This window comes from Isoptericola chiayiensis, from assembly GCF_013149805.1.
Taxonomy (GTDB): Bacteria; Actinomycetota; Actinomycetes; order Actinomycetales; family Cellulomonadaceae; genus Isoptericola; species Isoptericola chiayiensis.
Window position 1 is genome coordinate 593041 of record NZ_JABEZT010000002.1, and the last position, 13962, is coordinate 607002.

At 72.1% G+C, this 13962-nt stretch carries 12 protein-coding genes and 1 tRNA gene; 7 read left to right on the forward strand and 6 right to left on the reverse strand.

Features of this window, described 5'->3' with window-relative positions; translation table 11 throughout:
- Positions 1–176: 176 nt before the first annotated feature.
- The 5 genes from HDG68_RS05835 to HDG68_RS05855 form a co-directional block, all read right to left on the reverse strand.
- On the reverse strand, positions 177–683 hold the full coding sequence (locus tag HDG68_RS05835) for a GyrI-like domain-containing protein (RefSeq protein ID WP_172150138.1): 507 nt from the start codon (positions 681–683) through the stop codon (positions 177–179).
- 128 nt (positions 684–811) lie between these two features.
- Positions 812–1837 carry a sodium:calcium antiporter gene (locus HDG68_RS05840; RefSeq protein ID WP_172150140.1) on the reverse strand — a complete coding sequence of 342 codons (1026 nt, stop codon included), beginning with the start codon at positions 1835–1837 and terminating at the stop codon, positions 812–814.
- 64 nt (positions 1838–1901) lie between these two features.
- Positions 1902–1975 (reverse strand) — tRNA-Val (locus tag HDG68_RS05845).
- 55 nt (positions 1976–2030) lie between these two features.
- Positions 2031–2498 carry a redoxin domain-containing protein gene (locus HDG68_RS05850; protein ID WP_172150142.1) on the reverse strand — a complete coding sequence of 156 codons (468 nt, stop codon included), beginning with the start codon at positions 2496–2498 and terminating at the stop codon, positions 2031–2033.
- A 4-nt stretch (positions 2499–2502) separates the two neighbouring features.
- Positions 2503–2907: a DUF3052 family protein gene (locus HDG68_RS05855; RefSeq protein ID WP_172150144.1), complete on the reverse strand. Its 405-nt coding sequence runs from the start codon at positions 2905–2907 to the stop codon at positions 2503–2505.
- A 322-nt stretch (positions 2908–3229) separates the two neighbouring features.
- On the opposite strand from HDG68_RS05855, the gene aceE reads away from it, so the two are divergent.
- Entirely contained in the window at positions 3230–5974 is a 2745-nt protein-coding gene (gene aceE / locus HDG68_RS05860) for a pyruvate dehydrogenase (acetyl-transferring), homodimeric type (protein WP_425483740.1), read from the forward strand.
- 159 nt (positions 5975–6133) lie between these two features.
- On the opposite strand, the gene HDG68_RS05865 is transcribed toward aceE, so the two are convergent.
- The gene (locus tag HDG68_RS05865) at positions 6134–6820 is read right to left on the reverse strand and encodes a hypothetical protein (protein WP_172150146.1); all 687 of its coding nucleotides are present in this window, start codon (positions 6818–6820) and stop codon (positions 6134–6136) included.
- Positions 6821–6930: 110 nt separating this feature from the next.
- On the opposite strand from HDG68_RS05865, the gene HDG68_RS05870 reads away from it, so the two are divergent.
- The 6 genes from HDG68_RS05870 to HDG68_RS05895 all read left to right on the forward strand — a co-directional run.
- Entirely contained in the window at positions 6931–8094 is a 1164-nt protein-coding gene (locus tag HDG68_RS05870) for a PucR family transcriptional regulator (RefSeq protein ID WP_172150148.1), read from the forward strand.
- Positions 8095–8187: 93 nt separating this feature from the next.
- Positions 8188–9162, forward strand: coding sequence for an acyltransferase domain-containing protein (locus HDG68_RS05875; RefSeq protein WP_172150150.1), 975 nt, complete (start codon positions 8188–8190; stop codon positions 9160–9162).
- Positions 9159–10166, forward strand: coding sequence for a beta-ketoacyl-ACP synthase 3 (locus HDG68_RS05880; RefSeq protein WP_172150152.1), 1008 nt, complete (start codon positions 9159–9161; stop codon positions 10164–10166). The genes HDG68_RS05875 and HDG68_RS05880 overlap by 4 nt, the downstream gene beginning before the upstream one ends.
- A 99-nt stretch (positions 10167–10265) precedes the next feature.
- Positions 10266–10514: an acyl carrier protein gene (locus tag HDG68_RS05885; RefSeq protein WP_172150154.1), complete on the forward strand. Its 249-nt coding sequence runs from the start codon at positions 10266–10268 to the stop codon at positions 10512–10514.
- 91 nt (positions 10515–10605) lie between these two features.
- Positions 10606–11847, forward strand: a complete 1242-nt coding sequence (locus HDG68_RS05890; RefSeq protein WP_172150156.1) for a beta-ketoacyl-[acyl-carrier-protein] synthase family protein — start codon at positions 10606–10608, stop codon at positions 11845–11847.
- A gap of 128 nt (positions 11848–11975) precedes the next feature.
- The coding region (locus HDG68_RS05895; protein WP_172150158.1) for a choice-of-anchor G family protein at positions 11976–13962 on the forward strand (1987 nt) is incomplete at its 3' end.

Below are 13962 nucleotides of genomic sequence, written 5' to 3' on the forward strand. Positions count from 1 at the left end.
CAGGTCCTCACCGTCCGCCTCGTGGTCGTCCACGCAGGCGACCGAGCAGACGCGGACCGGCATGCGGGCGGCGATGCCGTCCCCCACGGACCGGGCCACCAGGGCCGTGTTGCCGAAGCTGGACTCGTACACCACCAGTGCGGACATCTCGATCAGCTCCTCTCGCACGCCGAGGCTCAACCGGCCTCGACCGCCGGACCGCTGACCGGCATCACGATCCGGGTGCGCCAGGTGGCGGGATCAGGATCCGACTCCGGTCCGGACTCGTAGTACTCCCACGACTCGTCCAGCGGCTGGACGTCGTGGTCCACCATCCAGGCCTCGAGCCGCGCATAGGTCTGGGACAGCCCGTCGTAGGCACCGACGTGGACGGTCTCCACGACCCGCGCCTCGGGCAGGAGGCCGGACACGGGCGTGCCCGGACCGGCATCGGGGATCGTGAGCTCGGCCGGCTCCACCAGCGGGAAACCGACCTCGACGTCGAACCCCCCGGACATCGCACCGCGGTAGCGGGCGAACGGTGGCCCGGCAGGCTGCATGCCACCACGCTCCAGCGCCCCGGCGACCAGCGGCACGACCCGGGCGAACAGCTCGGGAAGGTCATCCCGCCGGACGAGCTGACGGACACCGAACGTGGGCTGCTCCAAGGACTCGATGAGCCGGATCTCGTGTCCCTCGTCCATCGTGCTCGACCTCCCCGACGGTCACCGGCGCGCCCGGCCGACGACCGCTGCCTCCACGATCGCCCAGCGACCCGAGCTCCGGACAGGGACCTTGGTCCCGAGTCGAGCGGACGGAGGTCCCGGACGGCTCAGGCCCCGACGGCGAGCGCCACCGTGCCGAGGTAGACCAGGGGGATCGCGACCCCCTCGAACCCGATCCCGCGCCGGTCGCGCACGACCAGGCCGGCTGCCAGCGTGGCCGTCATCAGCAGGGTGCCGCCGACGAGCACCAGGCCGGTCGGCCCCGCGTCGGTGTAGACCGAACCGGGCAGGTAGGCGACGTCGGCCACGGAGACCATGAGCATGTCGTAGACGTTGCCGCCGATGACGTTCCCGATACCGAGCGTGAGCTGACCCATCCGCACCGCGGTGACGAGCACCACGAGCTCGGGCAGGGAGCTGATGGCCGTGGTCAGCGTGAAGCCGACCACCCCACCGTCCAGGCCCGTCGCCGCCACCACCGACAGGCCCGCTCGGCCGACGATCCAGCCGGCGACCCCGACGACGGCACCGAGCGCCGCCAGGGACCACCACAGCCGCGCGGTCGACCTGTCGTCCTGCGGGTCGTCGTCCCCGGCCTCGTCGTCGTCGGCCGTCTGCGCGGTACGGATGGGCTGCCACATGGGCGCCTTGTGCATCTGGCGCAGCAGCACCAGCCCGTAGCCGTAGAGCAGCGGGATCAGCAGCGTCAGCGGATGGATCCACCCGATCGTCAGGTCCGGCGTGGCGTAGGCGACGACCGGCACCGCGAGCATCGCGACGAAGAGCAGGGACTGCAGGATGTTCTGCAGGGAGGCCGCCGCGTGCTCGAGGTTCACGCGGCGGTAGACGAGGTCGGCCACGGCGAGCCACACCGTCTGCAGGGCGACGCCGCCGACGGGGTTGGCGAGCGCGAACCCGGCGTCGCCGCCGAGGGACCCCGTCACCACCGTGACCAGCCCGGGCAGGGACGTCACCGAGCCCAGCAGGAGCGCACCGCCGACGGCGTCGCCCAGACCCGTGCGGGCGGAGAGGGCGTCCGCGACGCGGGTCAGCCGCACACCGGCGAGGACGATCACCCCGGCCATCGCCACCAGTGCCGCGGTGCTGGGCAGCAGGGGCCAGACGGCGCTCATCGCGTCGAGGCTACAGGGCCTGGCCGCGCGGGCGGCGACGAACCCGTGCGAGTGATGTCCTGGGTGGGCCCGGAGGGACTCGAACCCCCGACATCCACGGTGTAAACGTGGCGCTCTGACCAACTGAGCTACAGGCCCCGGCAGCGCAGGCCAGGATACCTGGCCGCGGGACCGCTGCGGACACGACGGGGAGTCAGACCTCGGCGAGGGCCCGCACGTGGGAGTCCAGGTCGCGTCGCTGCCCGCGCCGGTTCACCACCGACCACCGCACGATCCCGTCGGCGTCGACCAGGAACGACCCGCGCAGCGCGTGCCCGGAGGCGTCGTCGAACACCCCGTAGGCGCGCGCCGCGGCGCCGTGCGGCCAGAAGTCGCTGAGCAGGTCGACGTCGAACCCCTCGGACTCCTGCCACGCCTTGAGCGCGAAGACCGGATCGGTGGAGACCGCCAGGATCCGCACGCCGGCCGCCTCGAACTCGTCGAGGCTCTCCTGGATCTCGCCGAGCTCGCTCGTGCACGTGCCGGAGAAGGCGAACGGGAAGAAGAACACCAGGACGGCCTCTCCCCGCAGGTCGGCCAGCTGGGTCGGCGTGCCGTGCGTGTCAGGGAGGGTGAAGTCCGGTGCCGGGTCGCCCGCGACGGGCGAGGGGACCTCCGGCACGACGCTAGCGTCCGCGCGGGGCGAGGCGGGTGGCCGACCAGTCGTCGCCCGCGGCGAACGTGCTCGTCGCGTGCAGGCCCGCCGTCGTGGACGCCTCCTGGATCTCGTCGTGGCCGACGTGGCCGTCCCGACCCGGCTTGCGGGTCAGCAGCCACACCTGGCCGCCGTCGTCGAGCGCCGTCTGCACGTCGACGAGCATGTCGGTCAGGTCGCCGTCGTCCTCGCGCCACCAGACCAGGACGCCGTCGATCACGTCGTCGAAGTCCTCGTCGACGAGCTCGCTGCCGACCACCGCCTCGATCGCCCTGCGCAGGGGTTCGTCGACGTCGTCGTCCCACCCGAACTCCTGCACGACCTGACCGGTGGTGAACCCGAAGCGTGCCGCCAGGGTGTCCGCCTGCTGTCCCACGAGGACCTACGTTCCTTCCGTCATGCCTGCGGCGCCGTCGGCGCCCTGTCTGATTCTGCTGTGCGTCAAGGTAATGCACGCGCGGCTCCTGTGCCCGCCGTCCACGCCCGTCACGCGCCTCCCAAGCCGCGGCATGACGTAGATCACGGATTCTTGACCGCTTCCTGGTGTCCACACGGAGGAAGTCGGGACACAATGTGTAGTGACCACCCGTGGGTGGCCCGCGCCGTCGCGACCCCGACGCCGCGGGCGACGGACACGGGACACCTGACACGGGCGGCCGTCGACCCCGGCGGCAGCCTGCAGAAGAGAGAGGTTGCTGGTGGCTTCGAACGAGACCGGACCGCTGATCGACGGTCTGCTCAGCGCCGTGCCGGACATCGACCCGTCGGAGACGTCGGAGTGGGTCGAGTCCCTGGACGGCCTCATCGACGACAAGGGCGGCCCCCGCGCCCGGTACGTCGTGCTGAACCTGCTGCGCCGTGCCCGTGAGCGGAACGTGCAGATCCCGACGTCGGTGGCGACGCCGTACGTCAACACGATCGGCGTGCACGAGGAGCCCTACTTCCCCGGCGACGAGGCGGTGGAGCGCCGGTACCGCTCCTGGATCCGCTGGAACGCCGCCGTCATGGTGACCCGCGCCCAGCGCCCGGACATCTCCGTCGGCGGCCACATCTCCTCCTACGCGTCGGTCGCGACCCTCACCGAGGTCGGCCTGAACCACTTCTTCCGTGGCAAGGACCACCCGGGCGGCGGCGACCAGGTCTACTTCCAGGGCCACTCCTCCCCCGGCCAGTACGCCCGCGGGTTCCTCGAGGGGCGCCTCAGCGCCGACCGCCTCGACGGGTTCCGCCAGGAGAAGTCGCACCCCGGTGGCGGCCTGCCGTCCTACCCGCACCCGCGCCTCATGCCGGACTTCTGGGAGTACCCGACGGTCTCCATGGGTCTGGGCCCGGCCTCGGCCATCTACCAGGCGTGGACCAACAAGTACCTGCACAACCGCGGGATCAAGGACACGAGCCAGCAGGACGTGTGGGCGTACCTGGGCGACGGCGAGATGGACGAGCCCGAGTCGCGCGGCATGCTGCAGCACGCCGCCCACCAGGGCCTGGACAACCTCACGTTCGTGGTCAACTGCAACCTGCAGCGCCTCGACGGCCCCGTGCGCGGCAACGGCAAGATCATGCAGGAGCTCGAGGCGCAGTTCCGCGGCGCCGGCTGGAACGTCATCAAGGTCGTCTGGGGCCGCGAGTGGGACGCACTGCTCAACGCGGACAAGGACCGCGCCCTGGTCAACCTCATGAACGCCACCCCGGACGGCGACTACCAGACCTACCGCGCCGAGTCGGGCGCGTTCATCCGCGAGCACTTCTTCGGTCGCGACCCGCGCACCAAGGCGCTCGTGGAGAACATGACCGACGAGGACATCTGGAACCTGCGTCGCGGCGGTCACGACTACCGCAAGATCTTCGCCGCCTACTCCGCGGCGCGGGCGCACACCGGCCAGCCGACGGTCATCCTGGCCCAGACGGTCAAGGGCTACGCGCTGGGATCCAGCTTCGCCGGTCGCAACGCGACCCACCAGATGAAGAAGGTCAAGAACGAGGACCTCAAGGCGCTGCGCGACAACCTGCGCATCCCGCTGAGCGACGAGGAGATCGACGCCGAGCCCGGGCTGCCGCCGTACTACCACCCGGGCATGGAGGACGAGACCATCCAGTACATGCTGGAGCGTCGTCGTCACCTCGGCGGGTTCGTGCCGGAGCGCCGGTCCTCGCCCAAGGCGGTCTCCCTGCCCGAGGCGAAGAAGTACGAGATCCTCAAGAAGGGTTCCGGGACGCAGCAGGTCGCCTCGACCATGGCGTTCGTGCGTCTGCTGAAGGACCTCATCAAGGACAAGGAGTTCGGCAAGCGCATCGTGCCGATCATCCCGGACGAGGCCCGCACCTTCGGCCTGGACTCGATCTTCCCGAGCGCGAAGATCTTCAACACCAACGGGCAGAACTACCTCGCCGTGGACCGCGAGCTCATGCTGAGCTACAAGGAGTCCGAGGCCGGGCAGATCATGCACACCGGCATCAACGAGGCGGGTTCCGCCGCCGCGTTCCAGTCCGTGGGCACCTCCTACGCCACCCACGGCGAGCACATGGTGCCCGTGTACATCTTCTACTCGATGTTCGGGTTCCAGCGCACCGGCGACCAGTTCTGGGCCGCCGGCGACCAGATGACCCGCGGGTTCATCATCGGCGCCACGGCCGGCCGCACCACGCTGACCGGTGAGGGCCTGCAGCACGCCGACGGCCACTCGCCGCTGCTCGCCGGCACCAACACCGCGATGGTGCAGTACGACCCGGCCTACGGCTACGAGATCCGCCACATCGTGCGCGACGGCATCGAGCGCATGTTCGGTGACGGCTCCGACGGTCGCGACCAGAACGTCATGTACTACCTGACCGTGTACAACGAGCCGATGGTCCAGCCGGCCGAGCCGGAGGACGTGGACGTCGACGGCATCCTGCGCGGCATCCACCGCATCTCGACCGCCGAGGGCGAGGGCCCCAAGGCCCAGCTGCTCGCCTCCGGGGTGGGCGTGCCGTGGGCGCTGGAAGCCCAGGAGCTCCTGCGCGAGGACTGGGGTGTGCAGGCCGACGTCTGGTCGGTCACGAGCTGGAACGAGCTGCGCCGCGACGCTCTCGCCGCGGAGAAGGACGCGCTGGTCGACCCGGCCGCCGACCCGCGCACCCCGTACGTGACCGAGAAGCTCTCGGGCGCCGAAGGGCCGTTCGTCGCCACCAGCGACTACGACCACCTGGTCCCCGACCAGATCCGCGCCTGGGTGCCCGGCGACTACGCGGTGCTCGGCGCGGACGGGTTCGGGTTCTCCGACACCCGCGCCGCGGCCCGCCGCCACTTCCTCATCGACGGCCCCTCGATGGTCGTCAAGACGCTCCAGCAGCTCGCCCGCCGTGGCGAGGTGGAGCAGAAGGTCGTGGCCGAGGCCGTCGAGAAGTACCGCCTCACCGACGTGACCGCCGGCACCTCCGGCGTCGCGGGCGGCGACAGCTGACCCGTCGCTGAGGCCGCGAAGGGCCCCGTCACCCGGCCGGGTGACGGGGCCCTTCGTCGTCGCCTACCTGGCGGCGACGTTGCCTACCTCGCGGGAGAGGTGCCTACCCCGCGGGAGAGGTGCCTCGCGGGAGAGGTGCCTACCTCGCGGTGGCTGGGGTCAGGTGGGCGAGCCGGCCGTCTCGGCGGCCTCGACGGCCGCGACGAGCTCGGGCCGCAGTCGCGCCACGGCGACGGTGTCGGGGTGCGAGTCCAGGGCCTCCAGGTGCTGCTTCGCCTCGAACACGCGGTCGGACTCCAGCGCGGCCAGGACGAGCTGCCGCCCGACCTCGGCCCGCTGCTCGCGCACGCGCCAGTGGCCGATGCCGAGACCGAGCCCGTCCACCGGGCGTCCGGCGTCGCGCAACGCCTCGATCCCCTGGGCGAGCGCCTCCCCGGTCTCGTCACGCTCGGCGGCGGTGGCGAACCGGCGCAGCGCCCCCTCGGGGTCGTCCGCGATGGACAGGCGGCCCAGCTCGACCAGCGGGCGCCAGGCCTTGGGATGCCCGGCCAGCTCCTCGGCCAGGGACCAGACCGCCAGGTCGGCGGACGTCTCGCGCTGCGACTCCTCGGCCGCCGCGGTCAGCGGGTCGTCCGGGTTCGTCGACTCGACGGCGTGGCGCCGTACGAGATCGGCCAGGGCGGTGAAAGCGCGCTCGTCGTTCGGGTCGTCGTGGAGCATGGCGCGCAGCGAGTCCTCGTGCACGGTGTCACCTCGCCGTCGGGTGTCGGTCGGACGACGCGCCCCGACACGGGAGGACGAGCGTTGCCGACGCAGGAGCTGGCGTAGTCGGGGCATCAGAGCCATGCTCCCGACCTTATCGCCTGGGCCCCCGGAAGGCTCGGACGAACGGCGCGCCGCGTCTCGAGCCGCACACCTTTGTGCACTCCCCACAACCGGGGGCCTATCCTCGTGGCATGTCCACCTCGACCGTGTCCCGTGACGAGAACGTCCAGCGCGTGCGCGACGGGCTCGGGCTGCTCACCTCCGCCGCCATGCGCCGGCTCGACGAGGAGGTCGGGTGGTACCGCCAGCTGCCCGCCGAGGACCGTTCCTACGTCGCGCTCGTCGCCCAGGCCGGTATCAACGCGTTCGTGTCGTGGTTCACCGACCCGCGCCAGACGCCGCACGGCGTGGGCGAGATGTTCTCCGCCGCGCCGCCCGAGCTGACCCGGTCCATCTCCCTGCAGCACACGCTGCAGCTGGTCCGGCTCATGGTCGACGTCGTCGAGTCCCACTCGGACCGCATCGCTGCGCCGGGGCACGAGCGGGACCTGCGCGAGGCGGTCCTGCTGTACTCGCGCGAGGTCGCCTTCTCCGCCGCCGAGGTGTACGCACGCGCCGCGGAGGTGCGCGGCGCGTGGGACGCCCGGCTCGAGGCGCTGGTGGTCGACGCGCTGGTGCGCGGGGACACCGACGACGCCCTGCGCTCGCGCATCTCGGCCCTCGGCTGGAGCGGGCGCGGCCAGGTCCTCGTGGTGGTCGGCGAGGCGACGGACGGGCTCGGCGACGTGGCCACCGCCGAGCTGCGGCGCGCCGCGCGGCGCGCCGCTGGCGACACGCTGGTGGGCATCCACGGCGACCGGCTCGTGCTGGTGCTCGGCGGCGAGGGCGACCTCGTCGCCGCCGCCACGTCGCTGGTGGACCGGTTCGGGCCGGGCCCGGTCGTCTTCGGTGCGGTGGTCGCGAGCGTGGCCGAGGCGACGGCGTCGGCCCGTTCGGCGCTGGCCGGCCTGGCCGCGGCGCCCGCGTGGCCGCAGGCGCCGCGACCCGTGCTGGCCGACGACCTGCTGCCCGAGCGCGTCCTGACCGGCGACCGCACGGCGCGCCGCACCCTCGTGGCCCAGGCCTACCGCCCCCTGGAGGAGGCCACGGGCTCCGTCCTGGAGACCCTGTCCGCCTACCTGGGCACGGGCCGGTCCCTGGAGGCCGCGGCGCGGCGGCTGTACGTGCACCCCAACACCGTGCGGTACCGGCTGCGCAAGGTCTCCGACATCACCGGCTGGGACCCGCTGGACGCCCGCGAGTCGTTCGTGCTCCAGGTGGCGCTCGCGCTGGGTCAGCTCGACGCCGACCTCTAGGCGCGCCGGGTTGACGATTCCCACAATCGGCCCGGTCGAGGTTGGTGCGGGTCGCGACGCCCGCGACACGTCACCGGGTGGCACCGTGGACCCGTGCTCGCCGTCGTCTGCCCTGGACAGGGCTCCCAGACCCCCGGAATGCTCGGCCCCTGGCTGGAGCTGTCCGGAACCACCGACCTCGTCGACTCGTTCTCCGCGGCTGCCGGGACCGACCTGGCGCAGCACGGGACGACGTCGGACGCGGACACGATCCGTGACACCGCGGTCGCCCAGCCGCTGATCGTCTCGGCCTCCCTCGTCGCGCTCCGCACTATCCTCGAGGGCCGGCCGACCAGCGACGTCGTCGACGTCACCGCCGGGCACTCCGTCGGCGAGCTGTCCGCCGCGGCCGTCGCCGGGGTGCTGGACGACGCCGGCGCGGTCGGCCTGGTCTCGCACCGAGCCCGGGCCATGGCGGACGCCGCCGCGGCGGCGCCGTCGGGCATGAGCGCCGTCGTCGGCGGCGACCCCGAGGAGGTCCTCGCCGCCGTCGAGGCCGCCGGGCTCTTCCCCGCCAACGTCAACGGCGGCGGGCAGCTCGTCGTCGCCGGGGACGTGGACCGGCTCGCCGCCCTCGCCGACGACGCCCCCGCCCGCACCCGCGTCATCCCCCTGCCGGTCGCCGGAGCGTTCCACACGCCCTACATGGACACCGCGCGCGAGGCGTTCACGCAGGTCGCCACGACCTGGCTCGCCACGGACCCGCGCCTGCCGCTGCTGAGCAACGCCGACGGCGCCGCGTACAGCACGCTCGGCGAGGGCGCCCACGGCCAGGGCACCTCGACCGACGTGCTCTCCCGGCTCGCCGCCCAGGTCACCGCCCCGGTGCGGTGGGACCGGTGCCAGGCCACGCTGGCCGACCTCGGCGTCACCGGGCTGCTCGAGCTCGCGCCCGGCGGCGTGCTGACGGGTCTGGCCAAGCGGTCGCTGAAGGGCGTCGAGTCCGTCGCGGTGAAGTCGCCCGACGACGTCGAGGCCGCCCGGGACCTGATCGCCCAGCACTCGACCGTGGCAGGGTCGGCGCAGTGACCCGCCCGGTGCTGCGGCAGGCCGAGCCCGTCCGGTGCTCGCGCATCCTGGCGATCGCCGGCGAGCGCGGTGACCAGGTGGTCACCAACGACGACGTCGCCGGACCGATCGACTCCTCCGACGCGTGGATCCGCCAGCGCACCGGCATCGTGACCCGGCGCCGCGCCGCCGCCGACGTCGACGTGCTCGACCTCGCCGAGGCCGCGGCCCGCAAGGCGATGGCGGCGGCGGGCCTCGACGGCCCCGACCTGGACGCCGTCGTGCTGTCCACGATCACCTACTTCCACCAGACGCCGTCGGCCGCCGCGGTGCTGGCCGAACGCCTGGGCGCCACGCCCGCCGCGGCGTACGACGTGTCCGCCGCCTGCGCCGGGTACGCCTACGGCATCGGCCAGGCCGACGCCCTCGTCCGCTCCGGCGCTGCTCGTCACGTGCTGGTCATCGGGGCGGAGAAGCTCAGCGACTTCATCGACCCGACGGACCGGTCCATCTCGTTCCTCCTCGGCGACGGCGCGGGTGCCGCGATCGTCGGCCCCTCCGACACCCCGGGCATCGGCCCCACCGTGTGGGGGTCCGACGGCTCCAAGGCGCAGGCCATCCGCCAGACGCACCCGTGGTCCGCGCTGCAGGAGGACGCCGACGCCGGCTGGCCCACGCTGCGCCAGGACGGCCAGACCGTCTTCAAGTGGGCGAGCTTCCAGATGGCGCCCGTCGCCGCCGAGGCGATGGAGCGTGCCGGGGTGCGGGCCGAGGACATCCAGGTGTTCGTCCCGCACCAGGCGAACATGCGGATCATCGACCAGATGGTCAAGCAGCTCGGGCTGCCCGGGTCCGTGGTCGTGGCCCGCGACATCGCCGAGACCGGCAACACGTCGGCCGCGTCGATCCCCCTCGCCACGGAGCGTCTGCTGGCCGAGGGTGCGGCGTCGTCGGGCGACCTGGCACTGCAGATCGGATTCGGTGCAGGACTGGTCTACGCCGCCCAGGTGGTCGTGCTGCCCTAGATCGACCCGTAGAGTCCGAACCGGTGGTGCGTGACAATCGCACTGCCACCCGACCCGGTGCCGGACGGCCGGTACCACGTACCAAGGAGAACCCACCCCATGGCTCACACCGCTTCCGAGATCCTCGAAGGCCTCGCCGAGATCGTCGCCGAGGAGACCGGTCTGCCCACCGACGCCGTCGTCGCCGAGAAGTCCTTCACCGACGACCTCGACATCGACTCGCTGTCGATGATGACGATCGTCACCCACGCCGAGGACAAGTTCGGCGTCCGCATCCCGGACGACGAGGTCAAGAACCTCACGACCGTCGGCGACGCGGTGAAGTACATCGAGGGCGCCCAGGGCTGAGCCCTCGCGCCCGCGCGGGGCGGACCGGCACGACCCGGACCGCCCCGCGCCCGCCCTGCCCCCACACCGTCCAGTCCCAGGAGCTCCCAGCATGTCCACGCGCGACGTCGTCGTCACCGGTCTCGGTGCCACCACCCCCCTCGGCGGGGACGCCCCCACCACCTGGGCCGCCGCGCTCGCCGGTGAGTCCGGCGCCCGCACGATGGACAACGACTGGTCGGAGAAGTACGGCATCCCCGTCACGTTCGCCGCGACGATCAAGGAGGACCCCTCCGAGAAGCTGTCGCGCCCCGAGACCAAGCGGATGGACCCGTCGGCGCAGTACGCGATGATCGCGGCCCGGGAGGCCTGGCAGGACGCCGGCGCCCCCGAGGTCGACGGCGATCGGCTCGGCGCCGTGGTGTCCTCCGGCATCGGCGGCATCTGGACGACCCTCGACGGCTGGGACACCCTGCGCGAGCGCGGGGCCCGCCGCGTGCTGCCCATGACGGTCCCCATGCTCATGCCGAACTCGGCCGTCGCCTACGTCTCGCTCGAGCTGGGCGCCAAGGCGGGCGCGCACGCGCTCGTGTCGGCCTGCGCCTCGGGCGCCGAGGCGATCGGCTACGGCATCGACATGATCCGCGCCGGCCGCGCCGACGTCGTCGTGTGCGGCGGCACGGAGGCGACGATCCACCCGATGCCGATCGCCGCCTTCGCGGCGTCGCGCACCCTCTCGCTGCGCAACGACGACCCGGCGGGCGCCTCGCGCCCCTACGACGTCGACCGCGACGGGTTCGTCATCGGTGAGGGTGCCGCCGTGCTCGTCCTGGAGAGCGCGGCGCACGCCGCCGCCCGCGGCGCCCGCGTCTACGCACGGCTGGCCGGCGTCGGCCTGTCCTCGGACGCCTACCACATCACCTCCCCCGACCCGGACGGCACCGGGCAGGTCTCGGCGATGCGCCGCGCCCTCGACGACGCCGGCATCGCCGGGCGCGACGTCGTGCACATCAACGCCCACGCCACGTCCACGAAGGTCGGCGACCTCACCGAGACGCGGTCGATCCGCACGGTCCTCGGCGAGGAGACCGACCACGTCCAGCTCTCGGCCACCAAGTCGATGACCGGCCACCTGCTCGGCGGCGCCGGCGCGCTCGAGACCCTGTTCGCCGTCAAGGCGGTCCACGAGCGGCTCGCGCCGCCCACCATCAACGTCGCCAACCCCGACCCCGAGCTGCAGGTCCCGCTCGTGCGTGACGAGCCGGCCCGGCTGCCCGACGGGGACATCGCGGCGATCAACAACTCGTTCGGGTTCGGCGGGCACAACGTGGCGCTCGCGATCACCAACGGCTAGTCCCCTCCCCCGGGAACACACCGGGTGAAATCCGGGGGTGAAAAAGCACTGCGGTCGCGGATGTGACCGATCTCTCCTAGCGTGTGCGGCGAGCGACAGTACGTCACGGCAACTAGGGGGAAGCCACGATGGCCCGTTCGCAGTTCAACGACGAGCGCAAGCACCGCTCCGACTACGGGGAGCAGCCACCACCTCGGCGACCGGCACGATGGCGAACGAGAAGGCGGTTTGCCGCGTTCGCCATCGCTGCGGGGACTGCCGGGGCGGCTGCACTCGCCGGAGCACCCGCTGCCACGTCGGCGCCGACCGACGAGTCCGAGGCGCTCGGCAAGTTCCTCGGCGGCGAGGCCGCCGGCATCGACCTCGACGACATCGTCGAAGTCGCAGGCGCGCTGGCCGAGCACCCGTCCGGCAGTGAGCTCGAGACGAATCCGCTGAGCGCCGAGGTTCTCAACGCGGTCACGGTCGACCTCGGTTCCGGACTCTCGTTGTTCGGCGAGAACGGCCTGATCGAGCTCGGCGCCGTCAATCAGTACGGCTCCGCGGACGTCGACGGGGCCGCCGCAGCGTCCGGTGCGGTCACTGACCAGGGCGCCATCGAGGTGGGCGGGAGCACCGCGTTCCCCGCGGACGCCAGCGTCGCCCTGACGCCACTTCTCGACGACGTCGGCATCGATGACGTCCTCTCCCAGGTGGACCTCGAGCTAGGAGCGCTCTCGTCGCAGGCCCAGTGGGCCGGCGACGGAGTCCCGACCGGTGACTACCAGATCGCGGGCGCGACCATGCAGATGGAGAGCCCTGCGGTGTCGGACGTCGCCACGCTTGTCGACGACGAGGTCGTCCCCGTGGTCGACGAGGCCGTCGACCAGCTAGTAGGCCCGGACGGGCTGCTCGCGGACGCACTGAACACGATCGACGCGCTGGACCTGGTTCTCGCGGCCCTGGGATCCGAGTTGACCGTCGACGCATCGATCGACCTCGATACGGAGGCCGCGGTCGCGCCGGTCCTCGACGAGGACTTCGGTGACGATGGCGTGGTCGTCAACGTCGGTGCCGGGACGATCGACGTCGACCTCGACACCATCCTCGGTGGGGAGGGTTCGCTGAACGGCTTCGATCCCAACACCGAGGTCCTCTCGGACGAGGCTCTCGGCGCTATCGTCGACGGCCTCAGCGCCGCGTTGGACGATCTCACGCTGGCGCTCGTCAATGCCGTCGACACCGCGCTCCAGTCCGCCGCGCTGAACTTCACGGCTAGCGGAAGTGCCGCCGGCGGCCTGACGGCGCTCGACATCACGCTCGACAGCACCGTCGGCGACGTCGTCGATGGCACCGTGGACGCCGGCGATGCCTCCATCACTGTCTCTCTGCTTGGCACGGGGGTTATCGAACTGCCGCTGAGTGACCTGGTGAACGCTCTCGCCGGTCCCCTCGACGCCGTGCTGTTCGACGAGCCGACCGGTCTGATCGCCACGCTGGGCAGCACGATCAACACTGCGGTCGTGGCCACGACCCTGGCCGCGCTGTCTCCGGCTCTCGAAGCCTTGAACACCGTCGTCAGCCTGGTGGTCAACGTCCAGGAGCAGCCTGGTGACCGGGCCGCCCACGACCCCACCGGGACGGACTCCTGGACCCAACGTGCGGCAAGCCTCACCCTCCTGCCCGGAGGAACACCGCTAGCACAGGTGAACCTCGCGTCCGCCACCGTGCGTGCCGTCGAGGTCCTCGACCTGGCGGTCACCGTCACCCCGGACACCGCCGCCCCCGGCGACACGGTCACCGTCGACGGCACCGGCTACACCCCGGACTCGACCGCAACCGTCGAGATCCGCGCCGAGGACGGCACCGTCATCGCCACCGTCGACGACGTCGCCACCAACAGCGAAGGCAGCTTCAGCACCGACGTCACCATCCCCGGCGACACCACCGAGGGCGACTACACCGCCGCCGGCATCGACGACACCACCACCCAGGAAGCCGACACACCCCTGACTGTCCAAGAGGACGGCACCGAGGTCGACGGCACCGAGGTCGACGGCACCGAGGTCGACGGCACCGAGGTCGACGGCACCGAGGTCGACGGCACCGAGGTCGACGGCACCGAGGTCGACGGCA